Raw genomic sequence first — 26,955 nt, 5'->3', positions numbered from 1 at the left:
GGTCACTTGAGCTCGGAGCTCGTCAGGCCCAGGATCCGGCGCGCCACGATCAGCTGCTGGATCTGCTGGGTGCCCTCGAAGATGTCGAGGATCTTGGAGTCCCGCGCCCACTTCTCGAGCAGCTCGCCCTCGCTGTAGCCGACCGAGGAGCACAGCTCCACGCAGCCGAGCGTGACGTCGGAGCCGACCCGGCCGGCCTTCGCCTTCGCCATCGAGGCCTCGAGCGAGTTCGGCTGGCGGTTGTCGGCCATCCACGCCGCCTGGAGGGTGAGCAGGCGGCCCATCTCCCAGTTGGTCTCGAGCTCGAGGAACTTGGCGGCCGCGGCGGACTGCAGCTGAGCCGGCTTGTCGTAGTCGACCTCGACACCCGCCTGCTTCAGCAGGTCGCGGGTGAGGTCGAGCGACGCACGGGCACAGCCGACGGCCATCGCCGCGACGAGCGGCCGGGTGTTGTCGAAGGTCGCCATGGCGCCCGCGAACCCCTGCTTCACGTCGATCTCCGGCGAGCCCAGCAGGTTCTCCTTGGGCACCCGCACGTCGGTGAACGTGATCACCGCGGTGTCGGAGGCCCGGATGCCGAGCTTCTCCTCGAGCCGCTCCACCTTCACGCCGGGCATGTCCTTGGTGACGACGAAGGACTTGATGGCCGCGCGGCCGAGCGACTTGTCCAGCGTCGCCCAGACGACGATGGAGTCCGACCGCTCGCCCGAGGTCACGAAGATCTTCTCGCCGTTGATCACGTAGTGGTCGCCGTCGAGCACCGCGGTCATGGAGACCTGCGCGGAGTCGGAGCCGAAGGACGGCTCGGTGATCGCCATCGAGGCCCAGGTGCCCTTGAACCGCTCGAGCTGCTCGTCGGTCGCCACCGAGGCGATGGCCGAGTTGCCCAGGCCCTGCCGCGGCATCGAGAGCAGCAGGCCCACGTCTCCCCAGCACATCTCGGCGACCGAGGTCACCGAGGCCATGTTGGAGCCGTTCTTGACGCCCTTGTCGGCGTCCGCCTCGTCACGGCGTACGCCGGTGGCGCCCGCGCCCTCGCTCGCACCCGACTCGGCGAGGCCGTCGATCATGGCGGCGAGCATGTCGAGCTCGGTGGGGTACTCGTGCTCGGCGACGTCGTACTTGCGCGAGATCGGCCGCAGCATGTTCATCGCGACCTGGTGGGCCTGGTCGATGAGCTGGCGGTGCTTCTTGGGAACTTCCAGGTTGATGGCCATCAGTGCCTCACTCCTGAAGTGATGGTGGGGTTGGCGTGGTCAGAGTGCGTGCATCGCAAGGCGCCGGAGCGAAGGCATACCGGGCTGTATTCCGAGCGACGGCAACGCAGCGAGGTGCGTGCTGTGGGCGCGCGAAGCGCGCCAGCACTTCGGGAGTGAGGCACTACACGAGCACCGTCCCTTCCATGATGCCGATGGCACGCAGGTCGCGGTACCACCGCTCCACCGGGTGCTCCTTGACGAACCCGTGACCACCGAGCAGCTGCACGCCGTCGAGGCCGATCCGCATGCCGTGGTCGGCGCACGCCTTGCGGGCCAGCGCGACCTCCTTGCTGAAGTCCTTGCCCGCGGCCGCACGAGCCGCGGCGCGGTAGGTCAGCAGCCGCATGCCCTGCAGCTCGATGGCCATGTTGGCGACCATGAACGCGACCGACTGGCGGTGGGCGATGGGCTCGCCGAACGCCTCGCGGGTCTTCACGTACGGCGTCACGTAGTCGAGCGCCGCCTGGGCTGTGCCGAGCGCGAGCGCGCACCAGGCCAGGCGGGAGAGCCGCACGCACTCGGCGTACGTCGATCCGTCGGTCTCGCCGAGGATCGCGTCCGGACCGACCTTGACGTCCTCGAGCGTGAGGGTGGTCAGGGATGCGGCGCGGACGCCCATGGCGGGGTCGCCGCCGACGCTGAGGCCCTCGGTCGACGACTCGACGAGGAACAGGACCGGCTTGCCGTCGAGCTGCGCGCCGACGACGAACAGCTCGGCGCTGTCGCCGCGGGCCACGAGGCTCTTCCGCCCGCTGAGGACATAGCCGTCGGCGGTCTTGGTCGCGGTCGTCGCGGGCGCCATCACGTCGAACAGGACGGCCGGCTCGTTGAGCGCGAGCGCCGCGGCGGGGACCTCGGCGCCGGTGAAGGCCGGGAGGTAGGTCTGCTGCTGCTCGTCGGTGCCCCACAGGCCGATCGCGGTGGCGACCGAGCCGGGAGCGAGGGTGGCGACCGCGAGGCCCATGTCACCCTTGGCGAGCGCCTCGGCGACCAGCGTGCCGGCCATCGCGGAGCGCTCCTCGGAGATGCCGCCGAGGGACTCGGGCAGGCCGAGGATGGGCAGGCCGATCTCCAGGCTCGCCTTGAGCAGCTCGTCGGGCGCGGCGCAGGCCTTGTCGGCCTCGGCGGCCGCCGGCCGCACGACCTCGTCGGCGAAGTCGCTGACCACGTCGACGAGCATCTGCTCGTCCTCGGACGGCGTCAGGTCGAACGGTCCGGTGCCCGCGGTCGGGGCGGGCCGGGCGCCGGGGGCGCCCTTCTTGCCCTTCTTGGAGAACGTGCGGCTCGCGTTCGTCATGGTCTTGAACCCGGAGCGGGTGACGCTGAAGACGGCCTGCTCGGTCTGCTTGCGCAGGCCGACCTTGTCAATGAGGTCGCTCTGGGCGAGCTTGCTGAGGCCGGCGACGAGGATGCCGATGGGGTCACGGCTCTCGTTGCGCGGAACCCCGTGCTTGCCGCCCGGCTTGAGGTTCGGAAGGAGGGACATACCGAAAATGTAACTCAGAGTTACACAGCGCGCTACACCTCCGTCCGGAATGACCCCGTGTGTCATCGGTCGCACGGCGCAGACCTAGGATCACCGCCATGGCCCGCGGCACCACTCCCCCTCCCGAGCAGACCACGCACGCGCCGTACGGCCCGCTGCCGCGCGGCGGAACGGTCCGTCCGATGACCCGGTGGGGCACGCCCGTCATGCACCGACCCCAGCAGCCGGTGACGGCGTACGACGACGCGCTCGCCGCCCTCGTCGCCGACATGGTCGCGACGATGTACGCCGCCGACGGCGTCGGCCTCGCCGCCTGCCAGATCGGCGTGGACCAGGCGGTGTTCGTGTTCGACTGCCCCGACGCGTCCGGCGAGCACTGGGTGGGCGTGGTCTGCAACCCGAGCCTGGAGCTGCCCGAGGGCAAGGACCGCACCCTCGACGACGGCGACGAGGGCTGCCTGTCCTTCCCGGGCGCGTTCGTGCCGTGCGCCCGCCCGGATGTCGCCACCGTGACCGGCTTCGGCCTGGACGGCGAGCCGGTCCGCTTCGAGGGCGACGGGCTGCTCGCGCGCTGCCTGCAGCACGAGACCGACCACACGCGGGGCATGGTGTTCGGGGACCGGCTGGCCAACCGCGCTCGCAAGAAGCTGCAGAAGCAGCACGACGCCGCGGTTCCGGACTACCCCGCCGAGTGGCCCACCTGACGGCTAGGGCATGTCTCCTTACTCAGCGCCGTAGCGAGCGGCGTTTGCGGCCGATGCGGCAAGGCGGAGACGCGACGGCATGCTGGATCGCACGTCGAGCGGCTCCAACGCAGCCGCATCGAGGCGGAAACGTCGCGTAGTAGGCGGTGAGTAAGGAGCCATGCCCTAGGTTGCCGGGCATGCCCCTCGACCCGCAGATCGCCCCGCTGCTCGACCTCGTCGCCGCCGGTACGCCGATGGCCGAGATGGACGTCGCCGGCGCACGCGACGCCTTCCGCACGCTGACCGTCCACCTCCGCCCGCCCGAGACCGTCGTCCCGGTGGCCTCGGTCGAGGAGACCGAGGTGGCGGGGGCCGAGGGTCCGCTCCGGGCGCGGGTCTACCGGCCGGACAAGTCCGGCCCGGTGCCCACCGTCGTGCTCTTCCACGGCGGCGGCTTCGTGGTCGGCGACCTGGACACGCACGACAACATGGCGCGCGCGATCTGCGTGGGCGCGGGCGCCGTGGTCGTGTCGGTCGACTACCGGCTCGCACCCGAGCACCCGTTCCCGGCAGCGCCGCTCGACGCGATCGCCGCGACGAAGGACGTCGCCTCCCGACTCGCCGACTTCGGGGGCTCGGAGTCGCTCGGCGTCGCGGGCGACTCCGCGGGTGGCAACCTGTCCGCCGTCGTGGCCCAGCGGGTGCCGGGCATCAAGGCGCAGCTGCTCGTCTACCCGGCGACCGACGGCGGCACCGCCTACCCCTCGCACACCGACAACGCGAAGGGATACTTCCTCGAAGCAGACACCATCGCCTGGTTCATGGGGCACTACGTGCCCGAGGGCACCTCGACCACCGATCCCCTGATCGCGCCCCTCCACGGTGACCTGCACGGCGTCGCGCCGGCTGTCGTCGTCACCGCCGAGCTCGACCCGCTTCGCGACGAGGGGATCGCGTACGCCGAGGCGCTGGCGGCTGCCGGCGTACCGGTGCAGCACACGACGTACCCCGGCCTCATCCACGGCTTCTTCGACCTCGATGCCTTCTCGTCGGCGTCGCAGGCCGCGATCGTGGAGACGATCGGGAAGTTCGGGGACCTTCTCTGAGGCAGCGAGCGAGCGTGCGAGCTCGCGTCGCCGAAGAGGTCGAGTGCGGCCGCGTATCGAGACCTAGGAGGCAGCCCGCAAGGCGGCGACGAACGCGTCGACGTCGGCCTCGGTGAGGTCGAAGCTGCACATCCACCGCGCGACCGGGTTGTCGTGGTCGGACTCGTCCCACAGGTAGAACGGGAACTCCTCGGAGACCTTGTCGGCGACGACCCGCGGGAGCCGGGCGAACACCGCGTTGGCCTCGACCGGCGCCGTGAGCTCGATGCCCGGCACGTCGGAGACCGCGGCCGCCAGCCGCTGCGCCATCGCGTTGGCGTGCGCGGCGCTGCGCAGCCACAGGTCGTCGTGCAGCAGCGCCTCGAACTGCGCCGAGATGAACCGCATCTTCGAGCTGAGCTGCATGGCGTACTTGCGGACGTAGAGCGGGCCGCGGATCTTCTCCGGGGAGAGCACGACGACGGCCTCGCCGAACACCAGGCCGTTCTTGGTGCCGCCGAAGGAGATGACGTCGACGCCGGCGTCGCGCGTGAACGACCGCACCGGTACGTCGAGGGCGGCGGCCGCGTTGGCCAGCCGCGCACCGTCCATGTGGACCGCCATGCCGTAGCCGTGCGCGATCCGCGCCAGCTCGGCGACCTCGTCGGGCGTGTAGACCGTGCCGAGCTCGGTCGTCTGGGTCAGCGACAGCACGCTGGGCCGGGCCCGGTGCTCGTCCTCGAACTCGCGCAGCGGGATCGCGAGGTCGGCCGGCGTCAGCTTGCCGTGCTCGGTCGGCACGGGGAGCAGCTTCAGCCCGCCGACCCGCTCGGGGGCACCGCACTCGTCGGTGTTGATGTGGGCGTCCGTCGTGCAGACGACGCCGTCCCACCGCTCGGTGAGCGCGAGCAGGCTGACCACGTTGGCGCCGGTGCCGTTCCACACCGGGTAGACCTCGAGCCCGTCGCCGAACAGCGGGGCGAACAGTCGCGGGAGGGCCTCGGTGTAGGGGTCGGCGCCGTACGCGCTGACGTGTCCGCCGTTGGCGGCAGCCAGGGCGGCGAGCACCTCGGGGTGCGCTCCGGCGTAGTTGTCGCTGGCGAAGCCGACCCGGGCCGGGTCGTGGCGCTGCTCGATCATGCAGACAGTGTGCCGGTCACGCCCCGCGTGGACTCGATGACTCCCCCGAGCTTCCGGGAGAGCGCCTCGTAGAACATGCTCAGCGGGAACTCGTCGGCCAGCACCTCGTCGACGAGCTGGCGCGGGGGCAGGGTCAGGTCGAGGCACTCGGAGGCGTGCGCCCAGCGCGAGGCCGGGTGCGGAGCCAGGTACGTCGACACCAGCTCGTGACCGGCCAGCCAGTGGGTGAGCTTCGGGCGGTCGATGCCCGCGCGGTAGAACCGCTCGATCTCCTCGCCGAGGGCCGCGGTGTGCTTGCGGGCGGCCGCGAAGTCGATGTGCAGCCGGTTGTCGGTCCACCGGATCGCGTCGTGCTGGTGCAGGTAGGCGAAGAGCAGCTGCCCGCCCATGCCGTCGTAGTTGCGGACGCGGTCGCCGGAGACCGGGAAGCGGAACAGCCGGTCGAAGAGCACGGCGTGCTGGACGTCGGCGGCCTGGGCGACCCCGAGCTCGAGGAGATTCTGGGCCTCGCGGAACGCGGTGAGGTCGCAGCGCAGCTCCTCCAGGCCGTACATCCAGAACGGCTGGCGCTGGCGGATCATGAACGGGTCGAAGGGCAGGTCGCCGTGGCTGTGCGCGCGGTCGTGGATGAGGTCCCAGAGGACGAACGCCTCCTCGCAGCGGGACTGGTCGGCGAGCAGGTCGCGGACGTCGTCGTCGAGCTCGAGGCTGAGGGTGTCGGCGGCGGCCGACGTGACGGCGCGGAAGCGGGCGGCCTCGCGGTCGCAGAAGATGGCGCCCCAGGTGTACTTCGCGGGGGTCTCGCGGACGGCCACCGTCTCCGGGAAGAGCACGGCCGAGTGGGTGTCGTAGCCGCTGGTGAAGTCGTCGAACCGGATCGGGACGAACATCGGGTTGTCGTAGCGGGTGGCCTCGAGCTCGGCCAGCCACTCCGGCCACACCTCGTGGATCAGGACGGCCTCGAGGTGGCGCTCGGCGCTGCCGTTCTGGGTGTACATCGGGAAGACGACGAGGTGCTGACGGCCGTCGGCGCGGGCGGCCGACGGGTTGAAGACCGTCAGTGAGTCGAGGAAGTCCGGCTTGCCGAAGCCTTCGTCCTGCCAGCGCGCGAGATCGGCGTCGAGCGCGGTCAGGTACGCCGCGTCGTGCGGGAAGCTCGGCGCCAGCTCCGCGATGCTGTGGCGGATCGTGTCCATCAGCCCGGCCGGGGCGTCCGGCGCGGAACCGTCGGTGCCCTGGTGGGCCTGGAAGGCGGTCACAGCGTCACGGAGCGTCGTCCAGGCACTGTTGCTGCGGATGTTTTCCGTCATGCAGACCAGTTTACAGAAGGATTTGCTGTTGGCCACCATCAGAAGGCATGGCTCAGCAGGTCGGCGTACACCTGCTGCTCGTCGACCTCCAGGCCGCGCGCCCGGAACCAGCGGCACACGTTGGTGCAGTCACGCAGCAGCAGGTCGAAGCCGGCGGGGTTGGCGACGAGGTCGACGACCTGGGGCAGGTCGATGATGACCACGCGCTCCCCCGTCGCCAGGATGTTGTACGCCGACAGGTCGCCGTGCACGATGCCCGACTGCGCCAGCAGCGCCAACGCCTCGACCAGCTGGTCGAAGTACTCCCGGAGCAGCGCGCGGTCCGGGCGGGTCTGGGCCAGGCGGGGAGCCGACTCCCCCTCGGTGTCGGTGATCCACTCCATCAGCAGCTCGGTGCCGTCGATCTGCACCGGTTAGGGCACCGGCGCTCCGGCCAGCCAGAGCCGGTTGAGCGCATTCCACTCCGCGACGGCCCACTCGCCCGCCGCGACGACCTGCCCCCAGGTCGAGCCGCGCTTCAGCGCGCGCTCGTCGCGTGAGCGCTTGACGCTGCGCCCTTCGGTGTAGGTCGCCGAGCGGTGGAAGGTGCGGTGGCTCGCGTCCCGGTAGCGCTTCGCTGCCATCACCGCCCGCTTGTCGGGCGCGTGCGGATCGGCGCGCTCGAGCAGGAAGACGTCGGCCTCCTTGCCGGTCTTGAGGATGCCGAGCTCGGTGTCGATGGCGCCCTGGGACGTCACCAGCCAGTCCGGCCGCGGCTCGGGACCGCGCGGGAGCGGCTCGACGCTGAGCCAGGTCGACCAGCGTTGGCCGGCGCCGACCTCGTCGTAGGTCTGGAAGTCGAAGACGAAGGAGGGGTCAATCCCCTCGAGAGGGTGGGACACGGTGGTAGCTCCGGGTGAGATCGAGAAGGCCGGTGGTGGACAGGCCGAGGACAGCGATGGACACGTCACCTCTCCTCTCGATCACGGAGCCGGCGGTCGCCGACACCTCGTCGTCGCCGATACTCCCCACCACCGGCTCACCGCCGCAACCGGATTCCCGGGGGTCTCGACACCCGGGTGTGGCCGGTCGAGGTCCGCACCCCCACCGCTGACGGTGATCGGTCAGTCGCCGAGGTGGTGCTCGACGATCGGCCACCAGTGCCGCGCCCCGAGCCCGGCTCGGCCCGACCGAAGGCTCACCCACTCCCCTTCAACCACCGGCTCCACCCGCTCGAGCGGCGCGAACACCGGGACGTGCGCCCACGGTGTGGCGTGCGGGTAGTCGGCATCGGGCGTCGGTACGACGTTCCTGATGTAGCCGATGCACCGGTGCGCCGAGCCGGGACGGCCGTGCACGCGCAGTGCCAGCTCGGCCAGACCCGCCGCCCAGCCTGTTCCCGCACCGAGGCGCAGCGTTGGCAGGTCCGCACCGCGCTCGGTCGGCACGGTGAAGAGCTCAGGACCGTCCGCGCCGCCGCGCGTGAGCAGGAGCCGCACGATGATCACCGGCTCGGGGACCGGGCATCCCTCACCGACCCATGCCTGCGCCGTGCTGCCCGCGGGGAGCCATGGCGCGTCCACGACGGAGGAGAGCAGCCGGGCAGGAGCCATCTGCGAAGTCTCGCACCGCGACGGCGCCACGCCCGAGATGCACGGTTCCGCCACATCGCCGACCGAGATGTGGTGTGGTTCACGGTGGGTGAGGGGGATGCGTCGCGCACCCGCATCATTTTCGGGCTCACGACACCAGAGGGTGGAGATGTATCGGGATATCAAGAGGCGGCGAAAGATCCTTGCCGCCGGTGCAGCCGCGGCGATCGCGGCGTCGTTGGGAATGTCGAGCGCGTCGGCCGCACCGCAGCAGCCGCTGACCGACGGGGTGGGTGTCTCCGCACAGGGACTCGCCCACCTCCGTTCAGCCGCCGAACGCGACGGCGCGAGTGCCCGGATCGCGGGCCTGCCGCACCGCGGCCGGTACGCCTTCCTGGTCACGCTGGACACCAGGAGCACGGCGACCGCGTACGCGCAGAACCGCAGCGCAGGCGTCGGGACGGCCAAGGCCGCGGCCAAGGCGCAGCTCAACACCGTCACGCTGGCCCAGAACGCCGTGATCGGGCGACTGCCGCACGGCTCGCGCGTCCTGTACCGGATGCACGCGGCCGCAGCCGGCGTCGCCGTCGTGACCGACGTGAGCAACTTCGACGCTCTGCGGGGGCTGCGCGGCGTCCGCGCGGTCTACCCGATCGCACCCAAGACCGCGTCCAACTCCTACGCGGTCCCGCTGCAGGGCGCACCGCAGGCCTGGACGGCGTACGGCGACCTCGGCGCGGGCTCGACCGTCGCCATCATCGACACCGGTGTGGACTACACCCACGCCGACCTCGGCGGCGAGGGCACCGTCGCGGCGTTCAAGGCGGCCCAGGCCGACCAGGGCCGTGACGACGTGGACTTCCCCGGCACCAAGGTCATCGGCGGCTACGACTTCGCCGGCGACGGCTACAACGCAGACCCGAATTCCGCGACGTACAACCCCGTCCCGAGCCCGGATGCCTACCCGCTGGACTGCAACGGCCACGGCTCGCACGTCGCCGGCACGGTGGCGGGCTACGGAGAGAACGCCGACGGCTCGACGTACACGGGCTCCTACGACAACAGCACCCCGTTCGCCTCGATGAAGATCGGCCCCGGCATGGCCCCGAAGGCCAAGCTCTACGCGTTCCGGGTCTTCGGCTGCGACGGCAGCACCGACCTCGTGGGCGACGCGATCGACCGGGCGCTCGACCCCAACGACGACGGCGACATCTCCGACCACGTCGACGTGGCGAACCTGTCCCTGGGCTCCGACTTCGGCTCGCCCCAGGACGGTGACTCGGTGGCGGTCGAGGGCGCGACGCGCGCCGGCGTCGAGATGGTCGTCGCCAGCGGCAACGCCAACGACCTGTACGACGTGGGCGGCAGCCCGGGCGACGCCCCGAGTGCCCTGACGGTGGCCGCGAGCACGGACTCCTACGCCCAGCTCGACGCGCTCAACCTCACCGCCCCGACGACCGACAGCTACGGCGCGGAGCGCTCCATCGCCTACGACTGGGCCGACGACCCCGACCTGTCCGGCTCGGTGGCCCGGGTGACCGACCCCAGCAACCTCGACGGCTGCAGCACGCTGAACGCGAGCGACGCCGCCGCGGTCAGCGGCAAGATCGCGTTCGTCGAGTGGACCGACGACAGCGGCAACCGGCGCTGCGGCTCCGCCGCGCGCGCCGCGAAGCTCGCCGCCGCCGGCGCGACCGGCTTCATCTTCGCCGACGACTCCGAAACCTTCTCCGCCGGCATCACCGGCTCGGCAGCGATCCCCGGCGTCCTCGTCACCAAGAGCGGTGGCGACGCCATCCGCAGCGCCCTCGAGGCCGACACCCCGGTGACCGTCGGCAGCACGACCGCCTCGGGCTTCCGACAGGTGATCCCGAACGGTGCCCGCGACGACATGGTCACCGGCTTCTCCTCGCGTGGCATCGGCGACGCGGGCAACGTCAAGCCCGACGTCACCGCCGTCGGCGAGAGCGTCTACTCGGTCGGCAGCGGCACGGGCTCGGACGGCGCGAACGACAGCGGTACGTCGATGGCCACGCCGATGGTCGCCGGCGCCGCCGCGCTCGTCCGGTCGGCCCACCCCGACTGGAGCCCCGAGCAGGTCAAGGCCGACCTGATGAACACCGCCGGCCAGGACCTCTACACGGGCACCGGTCACACCGGCGACAAGTACGGCCCGCAGCGGGTCGGCTCCGGCCGGCTCGACGTCAAGGCCGCGCTCGACAACGGCGTGCTGGCCTACAACGCCGAGGACCACGGCTCGGTGAGCGCGTCCTTCGGCCCGGTCGAGACCAGCCAGCCGATGACGCTTACCAAGACGGTCAAGGTCCAGAACACGACCACCTCGACGACGACGTACGACGTCACCTACGACGCCCGCACCACCGCGCCCGGCGCCGACGTCAGCGTCTCGCCGTCGTCGGTGACGCTGGACCCGCGGTCCTCCACGATCGTCACGGTCACGCTGACTGTCGACCCGTCACAGCTGACCAAGACGCACGACCCGACGGTCGACCTGACCCAGGGTGGGCTCCCCCGCGTCTACCAGTCCGACGTGAGCGGCAACCTGCTGCTCACGCCGACCGGATCCGCCCCGCAGCTGCGCGTCCCCGTGTACGCCGCGCCGCGGGCCGCCTCGACGATGACGCAGCCTGCCTCGATGACGCTCCCCGCGGGAGCCTCGCAGTCGACCCTGCTCCCGCTCACCGGCGGGCAGGTCAACAGCGGGTCGGGCGACACCAAGGTGCAGTCCACCGTGGCGGGCTTCGAGCTGCAGGCGGTCGACGGCAGCGCGCCGACGTGCACCGACACCGTCACCAGCGGCTGCGTCAGCTTCGAGGACCAGCGGTCGGCCGACCTGAGGTACGTCGGCACCACCTCGGACGCCCCGCAGCTGAGGGCCAACGGGCAGGACCCGCTGTCGGACGGCATGGCCTACTTCGCGGTCAACACCCAGGGCCCGTGGCGCACCGCGTCCGGGATGCAGGAGTTCGACGTCTCCATCGACACGAACGGTGACGGGGTGGCCGACGCGGTGCTCTACAACACCCGCCTGTCCGGGACCGACGTGCTGGTGTCCCAGCTGGTCGACCTCGACACCGGCGACGTGCTCGACGCCGAGCCGATCAACGCCGCGCTCGGCGACACCGACACGGCCCTGCTGCACAGCGACACTCTGGTGCTGCCGGTGGCGATCGCAGCCCTGCCCGGGATCGACGCGGACCACTCGCGGATCAGCTACGGCATCTCGTCGTACACGCCGTACTCGGGCGACCCGATCGACACGATCGGCATGGACGCCACCGGGGCCCTGTCCGACCCGCTCAGCATGGACGTGCTGCACCCCGGCGTCTCGGTCGCGGGCAGCTACACGGGCGACGCCAGCCCGCTGCTGTTCCCCGACTCCGAGGCATCGGTGCTGAAGCTGACCCGGGACCCGGCCTCGTACGCCGCCGACAACGGCAAGGGTGCGTTGCTCGTGCACTTCCAGAACGCCGTCGGCGACAAGGCCCAGGTCGTCAGGCTCAACGCCGCCGCCACCGTCGGCCTGAGCCTGGCTCCGACCACGGCCGCCCGTGGCCAGACCGTGACCGCCACGGTGACGATCCCGAAGGACGCCGGCCCCGGCGCCACCGGTGCCGTCACCCTCACGGCGGGCGGCACCCAGGTGGCGTCCGGCACCGCGGTGGACGGGACGGCGACGCTGACGTTCTCGTCCGCGAAGGCGGGGAAGCTCCCCGTCGTGGCGTCGTACGCCGGTGACGAGAACTACCAGCCGGGCGTCTCGGCACCGGCGACGCTGACGGTGACGAAGTCGGCCTCGACGGTCAAGCTCGTCGCGCCGAAGACCCTCGTGCACGGGAGGTTCGCCACCGCGACCGTCTCCGTGGCGACGGTCGCGGGCATCGCCCCCACCGGCACGGTGCGGCTGATGTCCGGTACCAAGGTGCTCGGCAAGGCCACGCTCACGGGCGGCACGGCGAGGATCAAGTTCACCTCCGCCGCCAAGGGCACGCTCACGCTGGTCGCCTCGTACGCCGGCGACAGCAACTACCTGGCCGGGAAGTCGGCTCAGGTGCGCGTGGTCGTCACGTAGCAGGCGACCGCGGAGGCCGCCGCCACGTTGAGCGAATCGATCCCCCTGCTCATGGGGATGATCGCTCGGCGGGCGGCGGTCTCCTGCCATCTCGGGGACAAGCCGTGACCCTCCGACCCCAGCACCAGTGCGACCTTGTCGACGCCCGCGACGGCCTCCTCGATCGGCACCGCGTCGTCGGCGAGCGTGAGCGCCACGGTGGTGAAGCCGCGTGCCTCGAGGTCCGGCAGGGCGTCGTACCAGGAATCCAGGCGGGTCCAGGGGACGGAGAACACTGCCCCCATCGCGACCTTGATCGAGCGCCGGTAGAGCGGGTCGGCGCAGCGGGGCGCGAGCAGCACGGCGTCGAAGCCGAGGGCCGCGCCGGAGCGGAAGATGGCGCCCACGTTGGTGTGGTCGACGATCTCCTCGAGCACCAGGATCGAACGGGCGCCGTCGAGCACCTCGTCCAGCGGCGGCAGGGGCGGGCGCTCCAGCGACGCCAGCGCGCCGCGGTGGACGTGGAAGCCCGTCACCTGCTCGGCCATCGCCTCGGACAGCACGAAGCAGGGTGCGTCGGTCGCGTCGAGCACGTCCTGCAGCCCGGCGATCCAGCGCGGCGCCAGGAGGAAGGACCGGGGGCGCGCGCCACCGGCCACGGCCCGGCGTACGACCTTCTCCCCCTCGGCAAGGAAGAGGCCGTGCTCGGCCTCGAGCGACGTGCGCAGCTGGACGTCGCGCAGGTCGCGGTAGTCCGCCAGCCGGGGATCGGCCGGGTCGGTGATCTCGACCAGCTGCGCCATCAGGAAGCTGCCATCAGAACGCGTCGGGGTGGGCCACCCGGACGACCTCGCCGATGACGATGATCGCCGGCGGCTTCACCTGCTCCTCGACCAGCCGGTCCGCAAGCGTGCCGAGGGTGGCCAGCACGGTGCGCTGGGTCGGCATGGTGCCGTCGCAGATGACCGCAACCGGCGTCTCCGCCGCGCGCCCGCCCGCGACTAGCGCTTTCGCGATCGCCGGCGCGTTCTCGACGGCCATCATCAGGACGACCGTGCCGCGCATCCGCGCCAGCGCCTCGTAGTCGACGAGGGAGTCCGGGTGCTCGGGCGGGATGTGCCCGGACACGACGCAGAACTCGTGCGTGATGCCGCGGTGGGTGACCGGGATGCCCGCGATGGCCGGCACCGCGACCGGCGAGGTGAGACCGGGGATGACGGTGACCGGTACGCCGGCGTCGCGGCACGCCAGGATCTCCTCGTAGCCACGGCCGAAGACGAAGTTGTCGCCGCCCTTGAACCGGACCACCCGCTTCCCGGCGAGGGCACGGTCGACGATCACGCGGTTGATCTCCTCCTGCATGGCCGACCGGCCGCGCGGGAGCTTGGCCACGTCGATCAGCTCGACGTCGGCGGGAAGGTCGCCGAGCAGCTCGCGCGGGGCGAGGCGGTCGGCGACGACGACGTCGGCCTCCATCAGCGCCTTGCGGCCGGCGATCGAGATCAGGTCGGGATGGCCGGGGCCGCCGCCGACGAGGGTCACGCCCGCGACCTTCTCGCCGCCGGGCCGGCCGTGCGAGGTCTGGATCCGGCCCTCGCGCAGCGCCTCGACGACGTGGTCGCGGACGGCGGCGGAGCGGCGCGGGTCCCGGTTGCCGAGGACGGCGACGGTGAGGTCGTCGTACCGGCCGGTCGCGGGGGTCCACGCGGTGCCGAGCGTCGCGTCGTCGGAGCGCACGCAGAAGATCCGGTGCTGCTCGCACAGCTCGCTGATCCGGTCGTTGACCGCACGGTCGTCGGTGAGGGCCAAGGCGTACCAGGCGCCCGCCAGGTCGTCGTCGCTGAACGGTCGCCGGTGCCAGGTGACCTCGCCCGAGCCGACAAGACCCTCGATCGCGGGCGTGGCGTCCGGCGCCACCACGTGCACGTCGGCTCCGACCGCGATCAGCTGCGGCACCCGTCGCTGGGCCACGTGTCCACCGCCGACGACGACGACACGACGGCCGGACAGGCGCAGACCAGAGAGGTACGGCGGAAAGTCGCTCACGGGCCTATTCTTCCGAACCTGCGCATCATCCCCTGGCCCGGGCCCATCGCTCGGACTAGTTTCGTGGCATGAGTCTCGATCGCCCGGTCAGCCCGGACCCGTACCCGCTCCTGCCCGCCGCCCCGTCGTTCGCGGTCACCAGCGCCGACGTCACCGACGGGCAGCCGCTGAAGCCCGATCAGGTGTACGACGGCGGCAACACCTCGCCCCAGCTCTCGTGGGAGCGGGGCCCGGAGGGTACGCAGAGCTACGTGGTGACCTGCTTCGACCCGGATGCCCCCATTCCCAGCGGGTTCTGGCACTGGGTCGTCGTCGACATCCCCGGCGACGTCACCAGCCTCGACACCGGCGCCGGCTCGTCGGACGCCAGCCTGCCCGAGGGCGCGTTCCACGTCCGCAACGACTTCGGGACGCGCGACTTCGGTGGTGCGGCACCGCCGCAGGGCGACCAGGTGCACCGGTACTTCTTCGTGGTGCACGCGGTCACCGAGCCGAAGCTCGGCGTCGACGGTGACGCGACTCCGGCCGTGGTCGGCTTCAACCTGGCCTTCAAGACGGCCGGGCGGGCGATCCTGACGGGGACCTACCAGCACTGACGGTGGGCCAACGTCCCGGCCGGCGGAGGTTTCCTTGCGCTTGTCGGGTGTTGCAACACCCGACAAGCGCAGGAATCCCCGGTCGACCGGGGATTCCTGCACCGACTCAGCGCACCGAGTCCCCACCCGCCTCGGCGAGCAGCTGGGCGAACGGCGTGACGTCCGCGAACTCGTCCTCGACAGTCCGCCGGCGCGGCGCCGGCCGCTCCACGGCGGCGGGTCCACCGACCGCGGCCGCCAGCTCGGCGGCAGCTCGGTCGATGCGCTTGGCCAGCTGGTCGTCCCCGAAATCCTCGCTCGCGGCGAAGACACCGGTCGGCTGGACCACCGCGCGCAGGTAGGCGAACAGCGGCCGAAGCGCGTGGTCGAGCACGAGGCTGTGCCGAGCGGTGCCCGCGGTCGCGGCGAGCACGACCGGCTTGCCGTCCAGGGCGCCGTTCTCGATGACGTCGAAGAACGTCTTGAACAGCCCCGAGTACGACGCGGCGAACACCGGCGTGACGACCACGAGACCGTCGGCCTGCCGCACGACGTCGATGGCCTCGGCCAGCTCGCCCGAGGCGAAGCCGGTCACCAGGTTGTCGGCCAGGGCGTGGGCCAGCGGGCGCAGCTCGACGTGCCGGACCTCGACCTCACCGCCGCGGGCGTGGACCGCCTGTTCGACGGCGGTGCCGAGCTGGTCGGCGAGCAGCTTGGTCGACGACGGGACGGAGAGCCCCGCCGAGACGATGACGATCTTCGTGGTCATGCCGTGACCTCCTCGCGGTCGGTGGTGCCGGTCATGGTGTCCTCGGCGTGCACGGTGGAGTCCTTCGCGCCACCCGCGGCGGCGACGAGGCTGGCGTGGGTCGGGGCGTCCGGGACGTGGGCCGGACGGCCCTCGGCGAAGCCCTTGCGCATCTCCGGCAGGATCTCGCCGAGGAGGTCCAGCTGCTCGAGCACGGTCTTCAGCGGCAGCCCCGCGTGGTCGACCAGGAACAGCTGACGCTGGTAGTGGCCGGCGTACTCACGGAAGGTGAGGGTGCGCTCGAGCACCTGCTGCGGAGACCCGACGGTCAGCGGCGTGTGCTCGGTGAACTCCTCCAGCGACGGGCCATGGCCGTAGACCGGGGCGTTGTCGAAGTACGGACGGAACCGGCGGACGGCCTCCTGGCTGTCCTTGTTCATGAAGATCTGCCCGCCGAGGCCGACGATCGCCTGGTCGGCCGTGCCGTGGCCGTAGTGCTCGAAGCGCTCGCGGTAGAGGTCGATCATCTGCGCGGCGTGCGAGGCCGGCCAGAAGATGTGGTTGTGGAAGTAGCCGTCGCCGTAGTACGCCGCCTGCTCGGCGATCTCGGGGCTGCGGATCGAGCCGTGCCACACGAACGGCGCCACGCCGTCCAGCGGCCGCGGGGTGCTCGTGTAGCCCTGCAGCGGGGTGCGGAACCGGCCCTCCCAGTTCACGACGTCCTCGCTCCACAGCTTGCGCAGCAGGGCGTAGTTCTCGATCGCCAGGTTGATGCCCTGGCGGATGTCCTTGCCGAACCACGGGTAGACCGGGCCGGTGTTGCCGCGGCCCATCATCAGGTCGACACGGCCGTCGGTGAGGTGCTGGATCTTCGCGTAGTCCTCGGCGATCAGGACCGGGTCGGTCGTGGTGATCAGCGTGGTCGCGGTGCTCAGGATGATGTTCTCGGTCTGCGCGCCGATGTAGGCCAGCGTCGCGGTCGGGTTGGACGCGATGAACGGCGGGTTGTGGTGCTCCCCCGTGGCGAACACGTCCAGGCCGATCTCCTCGGCCTTCTTCGCGATGGCGACGGTGGCCTTGATCCGCTCGTGCTCGGACGGGGTGTGTCCGGTCGTCGGGTCCGTGGTCACGTCGCCGACGGTGAAGATTCCGATCTGCATGGTGTGCTCCTGGGTGAGTTGCTGTCACCCGCTGCAACAGGTGACATGTCAACTATATTCCGAGGAGCGGGAACCAGCCCTGACCGGGGTCGAGCGCAGGCGGGACCAGGCGGCCGTCGTGGCGTACGGACAGGACCGCACCGCACGTCGTGGAGGGTCCCGAGACGGCGTAGGTGCCGGAGGGTCCGGAGAACACCGCGGTGGCGGTCGTCGTGCTCAGCATCATCGGGCAGTGGAAGATGTTGGGGACGGTGACGATGCCGTACAGCCCGTTCGCCGCCGCGACCAGCCGCCGTACCTGGGCCGGATCCGACACCGTCCTGCCGCGCGTCGTCCTCCGTCGCCCGTCGGCGTAGGTGGTCACGGTGCGGATCAGGACCCGGGTGGTGTCGGTCGCGAGGTACGTCGTCCGGGCGTACCGGGCCGCGAGGAAGGTGTCGAGCCGCACCGCGACACCGCCGGCGTGCGGGACGTAGCCGAACGACAGCGTCGGTGCACTGTAGGCCGCCGTGCTGTCGCCAGTGAAGTTCGTGATGTCGATGGTCCCGATGCCGGTCCCGCCGACGCTCCCGCCGTCCGAGGAGGTCAGCCCGGCCACGTGCTGCTCCCGCAGCCACGCGACGAAGACCGTGGGCGCCATCGGGACCGTCCACCACGCGTGGCGCGAGAGCGAGCTGTCGGACGGGCTCATCCCCCACGCCTGGTCACGCAGGGACGCCGCCGGCGCGGAGGCGACCACCCGCCCACCGCTCGGCGGGCTCAGGACGGTCAGCAGACGGTGCGACTCGGCGAGGGCGAGGGCGCGGTTGCCCGCCGTCGTCGCCGACCCGGAGGTGGCAGGAGTGCCGGACGCCGACACCGGCGCGTCGGCGGCAGTCGTGGCCGCGGCACCGCAGCCGGCCAGCAGCGAGGCGGCCAGCAGGACACCGCCGAGTCTCGTGATCATGCCGGTACGACGCACCCGGGGCATCCCGGGTTCCTCACCGCCGCCGCGGCAGCACCACCGCGAGGGCCGCGAACGCCACGACGTTGGCGGCGACGACGACCAGCTGGGCCAGGACCCGGCCCTGGTCGTAGACCGCGCCCAGCACGCCGCCCGCGACGAGAAGGCCCAGACCGCGCACCAGCGCCAGCCAGCCGAACGCGACAGCGCGACGGGCTGGCGGCACGAGCTCGGTCACGACCGCCTTGACGGTCGAGTCGAGGACGCCGTTGACCATGCCCCAGATCGCGACCCCCGCCCAGACCACCCATGCGGTCAGGCTGAACGCTCCGACGGACGCGATGGCAGCGAGCGGCACGAGCAGGAGGACGACCGGGCCGCGGTCGTCGTACAGCTTGCCGACGACGAGACCGGTGAGCCCGTCCACCGCCATGGCGACGGCGAAGAGGACCGGCACCAGCGACGGCGCGAGGAGGTGCACGTGGACGGCGTGGAAGGCGAGCAGCGGGAAGGACGCGACCCCGCAGGAGAGGATCGCGACGGCACCGACGTACCACCAGAAGCGGGCGGGCAACGGCTCGATCGCCAAGGTCGCCGCGGGCTTCGCGGGCCGGTCCGGCTCCTCGTAGGCCAGCGGGTCGGGTACCCGCGCTCGCAGCCAGAGGAGCACCGCGAGGACGACGACGCCGGGCACCACGAGCACCCCGAACGCCAACCGGTAGTCGCCCTCGTGCCACGCGAGCACCGCCGCCAGCAGCAGCGGCCCGATGATCGCGCCCGTCTGGTCCATCGCCTGGTGGACGCCGAACGCCTTGCCCCGGCCGGTGGCGCTGGAGGCGTGCGACAGCAGCGTGTCCTTGGCGGGCGATCGGACGGCCTTGCCGAGCCGTTCCGAGCCGTAGAGCAGCAGTGCCGGCGCGAGGGCGCCGGTGACGCCGATCAGCGGGACGCTGAGGACCGTCAGGGCGTAGCCGAGGATCGTCCAGACCCAGTAGTGCTGGGTGCGGCTGACCGCGTAGCCCGAGACCACACGCAGCCCGTAGCCGATGAACTCCCCCGCGCCGGCGACGAGGCCGACCACGGTCGCGGATGCGCCGAGCGTCGCGAGGTAGGGGCCGATGATGCTGCGGGCTCCCTCGTAGACCATGTCGGCGAGCAGGCTGACCACGCCGAAGGCGAGCACGAAGTGCCACGGGCGCAGGGTGGGGCGCGACTCACTCATCGAGAACCCACTGCGGGTGACCGTGGGCGCGGGCCCAGTCGCTCCAGAGGCGTCGTACGACGACCTGCCAGAGCCGCACCCGCTGCAGCCGGTCGGGCGACGCCACGCCGTCGTACAACCGGACGAGCAGCGCGACCCGCTCCTCGTCGAAACCGGCTCCGATCGCGAGGCCGGCCAGCTCGGCGGACGGCTCGCCACGTCCGGCGTACTCGAAGTCGATGAGGGTGACCGTCGTGCCGTCGTCCACCAGGTTGTCGGGGACCAGGTCGTTGTGGCAGAGCACCAGCGGCTCCGGGTCCTCCCCCAGCGCAGCGGCGACGTCCTCGGGCACCGTCGTCCGAGCGAGCAGGCCGAGCTCCGGCACGTCGGCGGAGACCTCGTGCAGCCGGCGCAGGGCGGCGGCGACCCGGGCCAGCGTCGCGTCGTCATGGAGGTCGGCAACGGTCAGCGAGCGGCCGGGGACGTGCTCGAATGCGAGCAGCCGGTCGGCCGGCTGGTGCGCCACCACGACCGGCCCGGCTCCCACCGACGCCGCGGCCGTCGACGCCGCCACCTCGACGTCGTGGTCGAGCCCGTCGTCGACGGGCCAGTGCCGCACGACCAGGTCCAGCTCGGGTCGCCGGCCGTCCGTCGTACGCACCCGGAAGGCGCTGTTGTTCAACCCTCCGGCGAGTGCCTCGGACGACCACGAGCGCCCGGCCAGGACGGCCAGGCGCTCGAGGACATCGCCGTCGGTCACACGGTCGAGGCTACGGGCTCCTCCGGCTCCTCGATCGTGCGGATCGGCCCCTTGAACCAGTGCTTCACGTCGAGATGCCAGTAGATGGTCAGCGCGATGAGCGCGACGGGCACCACGATGACCGCGTAGTTCACGTACTTCATGGAGAACCCGCTCGCGCCCGGCACGCCGAGGATGTACGTCGGCAGCATCCCGACGACCGACATGATGGCGATCTCGATGACGGCGAGCGGGTTCATCCAGCGGTACTTCGCTCCGTTGTTCCAGCCGCCGACCTCGAACGCGCTCGCGTGCTTCCAGCGCAGGTAGATCGGGATCGCGAAGGACAGGTACAGGCCGATGACGCCGATGGACACGACCGCGTAGAAGGCGACCGGGACGTAGATCGGGGTGTCGGCCGTGCCCTCGTTCACCTTGACGAGCGCCGGAAGCGTCAGCACGAGCGCGACGACGGCGGACGCGATGACGCCGTAGACCGGCACCTTGTGCGCGTTCAGCTTCGACCACAGCCTGGCGCCGGGGACGGCGCCGTCGCGGGAGAAGGCGAAGAACATCCGGCTCGTCGAGGTCATGCAGGCGCAGGTGCAGAAGAACTGACCGGCCGTCGAGATGAACACGACGAGCGCCGCCATCTTGGAGGTCAGGGCCGCGCCGATCACGGCGAAGAACGTGCCGCCCCCGCCGGAGACGTCGCCGACGTTCTGCACGGCGAAGAGCACGGCCAGGAGCAGGATCCAGCCGCCGATGGCCGAGTAGAGGATCGACTGCCAGATGCCCTTGGCCGCGTTGTTGGCGGCGCCCTGGGTCTCCTCGGAGAGGTGCACGGACGCGTCGTACCCGGTGATCGTGTACTGGGTCAGCAGTGCCGACAGCGGCAGCAGGTAGATGAACGCACCGAGGCTCTTGTGACCCTGGAACAGGCCGGTGTTGTTGACCGTCGTGCCGAAGACGTCGCCGATCGAGGCGTGGTGCGCGCCGTCCTTCAGGAAGAAGAACAGGATCACGACGATCGCCGCTGCACCGATCACGTGCCACCACACCGACACGTTGTTGAGCACGGCGAGCAGGTGGCTGGAGAAGATGTTGATCGCTGCCGCGAGCGCCAGGACGATGAAGAAGTACAGGAAGATCCGGTCGAGGTTGCCGGCCGTGTAGCCGCTGTCCAGGTAGCCCAGCGTCGCGTCGAAGAAGGTCGCGCAGCCGTAGGCGACCGAGGCGTCGATGGCGAGCAGGCCGATGAGGTTGAGCCAGCCGGCGTAGAAGCCGTGGGCGGGGCTGCCCAGCTTGCTCGCCCACCAGTAGATGCCTCCCGAGGTCGGAAACGCCGACACCAACTCGGACATGCACAGCCCGATGACGAGGATCAGGATCGACAGGATCGGCCAACCCCAGGCGATGGCCGCCGGACCGCCGTTGTTCCAGCCGGTGGCGAACGTCGTCAGACACCCCGCCAGGATCGAGATGATCGAGAACGAGATGGCGAAGTTGGAGAAGCCGGACCAGGTCCGCGCCAGCTCCTGCTTGTAGCCCAGCTTCGCGAGATGGGCCTCGTCGCTGCTGTGCGCGACGAGGTCCTCGTCGTGGCCTTCGGGCATGGGGAACACCTCCGTGAGAACGAGTTCTTCGGGACGCTAGACCCGTGCCGAACGGCTTGTAAACAGATCCACGTAAAAAAGGTATGAACTCAGACCTTTACTTGAAGAGCACCTGTTGCCAGGATGACGCCGTGCCCCCTGCCTCACCCGCCCCACAGCCCCCGGAGCTCGACCTCCAGGGCAGCGTGCTGCGGCCGGTCCGCAGCCACCACGTCTTCGAGGCGTGCGTGGAGCAGCTGGCCACCGCGATCCGCCTCGGCGTCTACCCGCTGGGCAGCACGCTGCCCGGCGAGCGCGAGCTGGCGGAGCGGATGGGCGTGTCACGAGCGGCGCTCCGCGAGGCCATCGCGGCGCTGCGCGAGGCCGGCCTCGTCGAGACCCGGCGCGGCCGTGGGGGCGGCACGGTCGTCACCCTCAAGCCGCGCACCCCGTCGGCCCGCAAGGCGGCCCGCCTCACCCCCGAGGTGCGTGCCGAGTGGCTGGACTCGCTGGACTTCCGGCGCGTGATCGAGCCGGGGGCGGCGTACCTCGCTGCCGCGCGCAACCGCGACGGCCTCCTCCACCGCGACCAGCTGGACAAGCTGCAAGCGGCCCTCGACGACGTGACCACGGCACGGAAGCCGGCGACCCACCGCCAGGCCGACTCCCGCTTCCACCTGACGATCGCGACGCTGTCCGCCTCGCCGCGCGTGATCGCGAGCGTGACCGACGTGCAGCGCGTGCTCAACGAGATGCTGCTCGCCATCCCGGTGCTCGACCGCAACATCGACCACTCCGACCACCAGCACGCCGCGGTAGCCAAGGCGATCCGCGACGGCCGGCCCGACCGTGCCCGGCGCGCGATGGAACAACACTGCGACGACACGGCCGCGCTGCTGCGCGGTCTGGTCGGATAGGAGACGACGTGACGCATCCGCGGAACGACCGGCACCTCACCGTCGAGCAGCTGACCGCTGCCGTCGAGGCCGGCGACATCGACACCGTCGTGGTCGGGTTCACCGACATGCAGGGGCGGCTGCAGGGCAAGCGGCTGCACGCGGCGTACTTCCTGGAGCACGTGGTCGGCCACGGCACCGAGGGGTGCAACTACCTGCTCGGCGTCGACGTCGAGATGAACACCGTCGACGGCTACGCGATCACCTCCTGGGAGCGCGGGTACGGCGACATGGAGTTCGCCCTCGACCTCGACACCATCCGGCTGCTCCCCCACCACCCGGCCACGGCTCTGGTGCAGTGCGACCTGGAGTGGCCGGACCACAGCCCGGTCGTGCAGTCACCGCGGACCATCCTCGCCGCCCAGCGGGCGAAGGCCGCGGACCTGGGCTTCACCGCGGTGGCCGGGACCGAGCTGGAGTTCATCGTCTTCGAGGAGACCTACGAGCAGGCCCACGACCTCGACTACCTGGGGCTCACGCCGGCCAACCAGTACAACGTCGACTACTCGATCATCGGCACGTCCCGGGTCGAGCCGCTGCTGCGCGACATCCGCAACGCGACGTACGCCGCCGGCATGAACGTCGAGGGCGCCAAGGGCGAGTGCAACTACGGCCAGCACGAGATCGGCTTCCTGTACGACGACGTGCTGGCCACCGCCGACAACCACTCGGTCTACAAGACGATGGCCAAGGAGATCGCCGCGCAGCACGGCCAGTCGCTCACCTTCATGGCGAAGTACAACGAGCGCGAGGGCAACTCCTGCCACATCCACCTGTCGCTGCGCGGCCCGGACGGCGAGACGGTGTTCTGGGGCGACGGAGCGCGCACGCCGCTCTACGAGCGCTTCATCGCCGGCATCCTCGCCACGATGGCCGACTTCACGCTGATCTACGCGCCGAACATCAACTCCTACAAGCGGTTCGCCGCGGGCTCCTTCGCGCCGACGACGATCGCGTGGGGCGAGGACAACCGCACGTGTGCCGTGCGCCTGGTCGGCACCGGGGCCGGCGCGCGCCTGGAGAACCGCGTGCCCGGCGGCGACGTGAACCCCTACCTCGCGATCGCCGCGATGCTCGCGGGCGGCCTGTACGGCGTCGAGAACGAGCTCGAGCTCGAGCCGCCCCTCGTCGGCAGCGCGTACGACGCCGCCGGCCGGCCGCGGATCCCCACGACACTGCGCGACGCCCGCGACCGGTTCGACGCATCCGAGATCGCCCGCAAGGTCTTCGGCGACGACGTCGTCGACCACTACGTGAACATGGCGGACGTGGAGCTGGCGGCGTACGACGCAGCCGTCACCGACTGGGAGCGCAAGCGGGGGTTCGAGCGGCTGTGACCGACCTGTTCACCATCCTGAACCCGGCCACCGCGGCTCCCGTCCAGGACGTGCCGCTCGCCTCGCTCGCCGAGGCCGACGCCGCGATCGAGGCCGCCCATGGGGCGTTCCCGGCGTGGCGTGCCCTCCCGCCGGCGGAGCGCGCGGCGCTGCTGCGCCGGTTCGCCGCCGTCGTCGACGCCCACGTCGAGGAGCTCGCCGAGCTCGAGGTCCGCAACGCAGGCCACACCTGGGGCAACGCGCGCTGGGAGGCGGGCAACGTCCGCGACGTCCTGACCTACTACTCGGCGGCACCCGAGCGGCTCTTCGGCAAGCAGATCCCCGTCCCGGGCGGCCTCGACGTGACCTTCCACGAGCCGCTCGGCGTGGTGGGCGTGATCGTGCCGTGGAACTTCCCGATGCCGATCGCGGGCTGGGGCTTCGCGCCCGCGCTCGCCGCCGGCAACACGGTGGTCCTGAAGCCCGCGGAGCTGACTCCGCTCACCGCGATCCGGCTCGGCGAGCTCGCGCTCGAGGCCGGGCTGCCCGAGCACGTGCTCACCGTGGTCCCCGGACGGGGCGACGTGGTCGGCGAGCGGTTCGTGACGCACCCGCTCGTGCGCAAGGTCTGCTTCACCGGCTCGACCCGCGTCGGCAAGCAGATCATGGCGGGCTGTGCCGACCAGGTGAAGCGCGTGACCCTGGAGCTCGGCGGCAAGAGCAGCAACATCATCTTCGCCGACGCCGACCTCGCGGCCGCCGCGGCAGCCGCGCCCGGAGCCGTCTTCGACAACGCCGGCCAGGACTGCTGCGCACGCTCGCGCATCCTGGTCGAGCGCTCGGCGTACGACGAGTTCCTCTCGCTCCTCCAGCCGGCCGTCGAGGCGGTGCGGGTCGTCGACCCCGGCACCGACCAGGGCGGCGACATGGGCCCGCTGATCTCGGCCGCGCAGCGCGACCGGGTGGCCGGGTTCCTCGACGAGGCGACCACCCTGTTCACCGGCTCCGCTCCGGGAGGCGCGGGGTTCTGGGTGCCACCGACCGTTGTGGGGGTCGAGGACCCGGCCGAGCGGATCTGGCGCGAGGAGGTGTTCGGCCCGGTCGTCGCGGTGATGCCGTTCGACGACGAGGGGCACGCGATCGAGCTCGCGAACGACACCGAGTACGGCCTGTCCGGGTCGATCTTCACCAACGACCTCGGCCGCGGGCTGCGGGTCGCACGCGCCGTCGAGGCGGGCAACCTGAGCGTGAACTCGCACTCCTCGGTGCGGTACTGGACGCCCTTCGGCGGCTACAAGGCGTCCGGCCTCGGACGCGAGCTCGGACCGGAGGCGCCGTACGCCTTCACCGAGGAGAAGAACGTCTTCATCGCGCACTGATCGCGCACCACACGAAGGAGAGAGATGGCAGGCAGGATCGAGGGCCGCGTCGCGGTCGTCACGGGCGGTTGCTCGGGCATCGGGCTGGCGACCGTGGAGCGGTTCGTCGAGGAGGGCGCGAAGGTCGTCATCGGCGACATCGACGACGCCCGCGGCGCGGAGCTGGTCGAGCGGCTGGGCGGTGCCGACGTGGCGACGTACGTCCGCGTCGACGTGACGTCGAAGGAGCAGGTGGACGCGCTCTTCAAGACCGCCAAGGACACCTACGGCTCGGTCGACATCGCCTTCAACAACGCCGGCATCAGCCCGCCGGAGGACGACTCGATCCTCGACACCGACCTGGACGCCTGGCGCAAGGTGCAGGAGGTCAACCTGACCTCGGTCTACCTGTGCTGCAAGGCCGCGCTCCCCTACATGCTGGAGCAGGGCAAGGGATCGATCATCAACACGGCGTCCTTCGTCGCCGTGATGGGCGCGGCGACGTCGCAGATCTCCTACTCGGCCTCCAAGGGCGGCGTGCTGTCGATGAGCCGCGAGCTCGGTGTGCAGTTCGCGCGCCAGGGCGTGCGGGTCAACGCGCTGTGCCCCGGACCGGTCAACACACCGCTGCTGCAGGAGCTGTTCGCGAAGGACCCGGAGCGCGCCGCTCGCCGGCTCGTCCACGTGCCGCTCGGCCGGTTCGCCGAGCCGTCGGAGATGGCGTCCGCCGTCCTGTTCCTCGCCAGCGACGACTCGTCGTTCATGACCGCCAACACCTTCCTGGTCGACGGCGGCATCAGCGGCGCCTACGTGACGCCCCTGTGAGCGAGCGGCGCGGCCGCCTCGGCCCGAAGGGCGCCAACGGACTGTGCCTTGAGGCCGCGTCCGAGCGAACGAAGCTGGTCGATCTGTGAGCACGCCGCTCATCGGCATCACCACCTACCGGGAGGAGGCCGCCTGGGGCGTCTGGCACCAGGCGGCCGACCTCCTCCCGACGCAGTACGCCGCCGCGATCGAGTCCGCCGGCGGCGTACCGGTCCTGCTGCCGCCGGTCGCCGCGTCCGGCGCGGCCGCTGCCGTGGCAGGTCGCCTCGACGGGCTCGTCATCGCCGGAGGCGCGGACGTCGACCCCGCCCGCTACGGCGCCGAGCCGCACGACCGCACCGCCGGGTGGCGCCCCGACCGGGACGCGTGGGAGCTCGCCCTGCTCTCGGTCGCGTACGACGCCGGCCTGCCCGTCCTCGGCATCTGCCGCGGCATGCAGCTGATGGCGGTCCACGCGGGCGGGACGCTCGAGCAGCACGTGCCGGACCGGGTCGGCCACACCGAGCACTCCCCCGGCGGCGACGTCTTCGGCCCCGTCGCGGTGACCGTCGCGCCCGGCTCGCGCCTGGCCACCCTCGTCGGCGGCTCGGTCACGGGCAGCTGCCACCACCACCAGTCCGTCGCCACCCACCCCGGCTTCACGGCCGTCGCCACCGCCGCCGACGGCACGCTCGAGGCGATGGAGGCCCCCGGCGACGCGTTTCGGGTCGGGGTGCAGTGGCACCCGGAGACCGCCGCGGACGCGGGCCTCTTCGCGGGCTTCGTCGCGGCGGTCCTAGCCTCGTCGTCAGTGTCAGGGTGATGGCACCGCTCCGGCGGTGGTTGGATCCTGATCACCCGGTGTCTGGCTCATAGCCTCGGTGCCGTCTTCGGACTGGCGCGCA

The 26,955-nt window shown here is 71.2% G+C and carries 24 protein-coding genes; 9 read left to right on the top strand and 15 right to left on the bottom strand.

What is annotated here, in order from left to right; translation table 11 throughout:
* Positions 1–2: 2 nt before the first annotated feature.
* Positions 3–1,217, bottom strand: a complete 1,215-nt coding sequence (locus ACYVAQ_RS20325; RefSeq protein ID WP_460792337.1) for an acyl-CoA dehydrogenase family protein — start codon at positions 1,215–1,217, stop codon at positions 3–5.
* 163 nt (positions 1,218–1,380) lie between these two features.
* On the bottom strand, positions 1,381–2,745 hold the full coding sequence (locus tag ACYVAQ_RS20320; protein WP_460792336.1) for an acyl-CoA dehydrogenase family protein: 1,365 nt from the start codon (positions 2,743–2,745) through the stop codon (positions 1,381–1,383).
* 98 nt (positions 2,746–2,843) lie between these two features.
* Here ACYVAQ_RS20320 and def point away from each other — a divergent pair, with 98 nt between their 5' ends.
* Together def and ACYVAQ_RS20310 are read left to right on the top strand one after the other, a co-directional pair.
* A complete protein-coding gene (def, locus tag ACYVAQ_RS20315) occupies positions 2,844–3,449 on the top strand; it encodes a peptide deformylase (RefSeq protein WP_460792335.1) in 606 nt (201 codons plus the stop codon).
* A 179-nt stretch (positions 3,450–3,628) separates the two neighbouring features.
* The gene (locus ACYVAQ_RS20310) at positions 3,629–4,537 is read left to right on the top strand and encodes an alpha/beta hydrolase (protein ID WP_460792334.1); all 909 of its coding nucleotides are present in this window, start codon (positions 3,629–3,631) and stop codon (positions 4,535–4,537) included.
* A gap of 63 nt (positions 4,538–4,600) precedes the next feature.
* On the opposite strand, the gene ACYVAQ_RS20305 is transcribed toward ACYVAQ_RS20310, so the two are convergent.
* From ACYVAQ_RS20305 to ACYVAQ_RS20285, 5 genes are all read right to left on the bottom strand, one after another.
* Entirely contained in the window at positions 4,601–5,656 is a 1,056-nt protein-coding gene (locus tag ACYVAQ_RS20305) for a threonine aldolase family protein (protein ID WP_460792333.1), read from the bottom strand.
* Positions 5,653–6,966 (bottom strand): DUF6421 family protein, encoded by a 1,314-nt coding sequence (locus ACYVAQ_RS20300; RefSeq protein ID WP_460792332.1) that lies wholly within the window; start codon positions 6,964–6,966, stop codon positions 5,653–5,655. Before ACYVAQ_RS20300 ends, ACYVAQ_RS20305 begins: the two co-directional genes overlap by 4 nt.
* A gap of 38 nt (positions 6,967–7,004) precedes the next feature.
* Complete coding sequence (locus tag ACYVAQ_RS20295; protein WP_460792330.1) at positions 7,005–7,376, bottom strand: RIO1 family regulatory kinase/ATPase domain-containing protein; 372 nt, start codon at positions 7,374–7,376, stop codon at positions 7,005–7,007.
* Between the two features lie 3 nt (positions 7,377–7,379).
* Positions 7,380–7,847, bottom strand: a complete 468-nt coding sequence (locus ACYVAQ_RS20290; RefSeq protein WP_460792329.1) for a hypothetical protein — start codon at positions 7,845–7,847, stop codon at positions 7,380–7,382.
* 222 nt (positions 7,848–8,069) lie between these two features.
* Positions 8,070–8,558 (bottom strand): hypothetical protein, encoded by a 489-nt coding sequence (locus tag ACYVAQ_RS20285; protein WP_460792328.1) that lies wholly within the window; start codon positions 8,556–8,558, stop codon positions 8,070–8,072.
* A gap of 223 nt (positions 8,559–8,781) precedes the next feature.
* Between ACYVAQ_RS20285 and ACYVAQ_RS20280 the strand changes: the two genes are divergently transcribed.
* Positions 8,782–12,630 carry a S8 family serine peptidase gene (locus tag ACYVAQ_RS20280; protein ID WP_460792327.1) on the top strand — a complete coding sequence of 1,283 codons (3,849 nt, stop codon included), beginning with the start codon at positions 8,782–8,784 and terminating at the stop codon, positions 12,628–12,630.
* On the opposite strand, the gene ACYVAQ_RS20275 is transcribed toward ACYVAQ_RS20280, so the two are convergent.
* Positions 12,606–13,412, bottom strand: coding sequence for a TrmH family RNA methyltransferase (locus ACYVAQ_RS20275; RefSeq protein ID WP_460792326.1), 807 nt, complete (start codon positions 13,410–13,412; stop codon positions 12,606–12,608). The genes ACYVAQ_RS20280 and ACYVAQ_RS20275 overlap by 25 nt on opposite strands.
* Before the next feature lie 13 nt (positions 13,413–13,425).
* Positions 13,426–14,655 (bottom strand): uroporphyrinogen-III C-methyltransferase, encoded by a 1,230-nt coding sequence (gene cobA / locus ACYVAQ_RS20270; RefSeq protein WP_460792324.1) that lies wholly within the window; start codon positions 14,653–14,655, stop codon positions 13,426–13,428.
* A gap of 68 nt (positions 14,656–14,723) precedes the next feature.
* Here cobA and ACYVAQ_RS20265 point away from each other — a divergent pair, with 68 nt between their 5' ends.
* Positions 14,724–15,251 carry a YbhB/YbcL family Raf kinase inhibitor-like protein gene (locus ACYVAQ_RS20265; protein WP_460792323.1) on the top strand — a complete coding sequence of 176 codons (528 nt, stop codon included), beginning with the start codon at positions 14,724–14,726 and terminating at the stop codon, positions 15,249–15,251.
* A gap of 106 nt (positions 15,252–15,357) precedes the next feature.
* On the opposite strand, the gene ACYVAQ_RS20260 is transcribed toward ACYVAQ_RS20265, so the two are convergent.
* From ACYVAQ_RS20260 to ACYVAQ_RS20235, 6 genes are read right to left on the bottom strand one after another with little or no spacing between them, the layout of a single operon-like run.
* Complete coding sequence (locus ACYVAQ_RS20260) at positions 15,358–15,999, bottom strand: FMN reductase (protein ID WP_460792322.1); 642 nt, start codon at positions 15,997–15,999, stop codon at positions 15,358–15,360.
* Positions 15,996–17,138 carry an LLM class flavin-dependent oxidoreductase gene (locus ACYVAQ_RS20255; protein WP_460792321.1) on the bottom strand — a complete coding sequence of 381 codons (1,143 nt, stop codon included), beginning with the start codon at positions 17,136–17,138 and terminating at the stop codon, positions 15,996–15,998. The genes ACYVAQ_RS20260 and ACYVAQ_RS20255 overlap by 4 nt, the downstream gene beginning before the upstream one ends.
* A 52-nt stretch (positions 17,139–17,190) precedes the next feature.
* Positions 17,191–18,108, bottom strand: a complete 918-nt coding sequence (locus tag ACYVAQ_RS20250; RefSeq protein ID WP_460792319.1) for a hypothetical protein — start codon at positions 18,106–18,108, stop codon at positions 17,191–17,193.
* Between the two features lie 10 nt (positions 18,109–18,118).
* Complete coding sequence (locus ACYVAQ_RS20245) at positions 18,119–19,303, bottom strand: MFS transporter (RefSeq protein WP_460792318.1); 1,185 nt, start codon at positions 19,301–19,303, stop codon at positions 18,119–18,121.
* Positions 19,296–20,042 carry a phosphotransferase gene (locus ACYVAQ_RS20240; RefSeq protein ID WP_460792317.1) on the bottom strand — a complete coding sequence of 249 codons (747 nt, stop codon included), beginning with the start codon at positions 20,040–20,042 and terminating at the stop codon, positions 19,296–19,298. Before ACYVAQ_RS20240 ends, ACYVAQ_RS20245 begins: the two co-directional genes overlap by 8 nt.
* Positions 20,039–21,637: an amino acid permease gene (locus tag ACYVAQ_RS20235; RefSeq protein WP_460792316.1), complete on the bottom strand. Its 1,599-nt coding sequence runs from the start codon at positions 21,635–21,637 to the stop codon at positions 20,039–20,041. Before ACYVAQ_RS20235 ends, ACYVAQ_RS20240 begins: the two co-directional genes overlap by 4 nt.
* Positions 21,638–21,768: 131 nt before the next feature.
* On the opposite strand from ACYVAQ_RS20235, the gene ACYVAQ_RS20230 reads away from it, so the two are divergent.
* The 5 genes from ACYVAQ_RS20230 to ACYVAQ_RS20210 all read left to right on the top strand — a co-directional run bounded on the left by ACYVAQ_RS20230 (position 21,769) and on the right by ACYVAQ_RS20210 (position 26,873).
* Positions 21,769–22,533 (top strand): FadR/GntR family transcriptional regulator, encoded by a 765-nt coding sequence (locus ACYVAQ_RS20230; protein ID WP_460792315.1) that lies wholly within the window; start codon positions 21,769–21,771, stop codon positions 22,531–22,533.
* Between the two features lie 8 nt (positions 22,534–22,541).
* A complete protein-coding gene (locus ACYVAQ_RS20225; protein WP_460792314.1) occupies positions 22,542–23,909 on the top strand; it encodes a glutamine synthetase family protein in 1,368 nt (455 codons plus the stop codon).
* Positions 23,906–25,267 carry an aldehyde dehydrogenase family protein gene (locus ACYVAQ_RS20220; RefSeq protein WP_460792313.1) on the top strand — a complete coding sequence of 454 codons (1,362 nt, stop codon included), beginning with the start codon at positions 23,906–23,908 and terminating at the stop codon, positions 25,265–25,267. The genes ACYVAQ_RS20225 and ACYVAQ_RS20220 overlap by 4 nt, the downstream gene beginning before the upstream one ends.
* A 24-nt stretch (positions 25,268–25,291) precedes the next feature.
* Positions 25,292–26,071, top strand: coding sequence for a 3-oxoacyl-ACP reductase (locus tag ACYVAQ_RS20215; protein WP_460792312.1), 780 nt, complete (start codon positions 25,292–25,294; stop codon positions 26,069–26,071).
* 85 nt (positions 26,072–26,156) lie between these two features.
* Positions 26,157–26,873, top strand: coding sequence for a gamma-glutamyl-gamma-aminobutyrate hydrolase family protein (locus ACYVAQ_RS20210; RefSeq protein ID WP_460792311.1), 717 nt, complete (start codon positions 26,157–26,159; stop codon positions 26,871–26,873).
* The last annotated feature ends 82 nt before the right edge of the window (positions 26,874–26,955 follow it).

It is taken from the genome of Nocardioides maradonensis (genome assembly GCF_054777115.1).
This window is presented reverse-complemented; position numbering and strand designations above follow the sequence as displayed.

Coding starts and splice junctions, on each gene's coding strand:
- ACYVAQ_RS20260 (WP_460792322.1), bottom strand. CDS start 15,999: ATGACCACGAAGATCGTCATCGTCTCGGCGGGGCTCTCCGTCCCGTCG.
- ACYVAQ_RS20245 (WP_460792318.1), bottom strand. CDS start 19,303: ATGAGTGAGTCGCGCCCCACCCTGCGCCCGTGGCACTTCGTGCTCGCC.
- ACYVAQ_RS20320 (WP_460792336.1), bottom strand. CDS start 2,745: ATGTCCCTCCTTCCGAACCTCAAGCCGGGCGGCAAGCACGGGGTTCCG.
- ACYVAQ_RS20215 (WP_460792312.1), top strand. CDS start 25,292: ATGGCAGGCAGGATCGAGGGCCGCGTCGCGGTCGTCACGGGCGGTTGC.
- ACYVAQ_RS20255 (WP_460792321.1), bottom strand. CDS start 17,138: ATGCAGATCGGAATCTTCACCGTCGGCGACGTGACCACGGACCCGACG.
- ACYVAQ_RS20235 (WP_460792316.1), bottom strand. CDS start 21,637: ATGCCCGAAGGCCACGACGAGGACCTCGTCGCGCACAGCAGCGACGAG.
- ACYVAQ_RS20250 (WP_460792319.1), bottom strand. CDS start 18,108: ATGCCCCGGGTGCGTCGTACCGGCATGATCACGAGACTCGGCGGTGTC.
- ACYVAQ_RS20310 (WP_460792334.1), top strand. CDS start 3,629: ATGCCCCTCGACCCGCAGATCGCCCCGCTGCTCGACCTCGTCGCCGCC.
- ACYVAQ_RS20305 (WP_460792333.1), bottom strand. CDS start 5,656: ATGATCGAGCAGCGCCACGACCCGGCCCGGGTCGGCTTCGCCAGCGAC.
- ACYVAQ_RS20275 (WP_460792326.1), bottom strand. CDS start 13,412: ATGGCGCAGCTGGTCGAGATCACCGACCCGGCCGATCCCCGGCTGGCG.
- def (WP_460792335.1), top strand. CDS start 2,844: ATGGCCCGCGGCACCACTCCCCCTCCCGAGCAGACCACGCACGCGCCG.
- ACYVAQ_RS20325 (WP_460792337.1), bottom strand. CDS start 1,217: ATGGCCATCAACCTGGAAGTTCCCAAGAAGCACCGCCAGCTCATCGAC.
- ACYVAQ_RS20300 (WP_460792332.1), bottom strand. CDS start 6,966: ATGACGGAAAACATCCGCAGCAACAGTGCCTGGACGACGCTCCGTGAC.
- ACYVAQ_RS20280 (WP_460792327.1), top strand. CDS start 8,782: ATGTCGAGCGCGTCGGCCGCACCGCAGCAGCCGCTGACCGACGGGGTG.
- ACYVAQ_RS20265 (WP_460792323.1), top strand. CDS start 14,724: ATGAGTCTCGATCGCCCGGTCAGCCCGGACCCGTACCCGCTCCTGCCC.
- ACYVAQ_RS20285 (WP_460792328.1), bottom strand. CDS start 8,558: ATGGCTCCTGCCCGGCTGCTCTCCTCCGTCGTGGACGCGCCATGGCTC.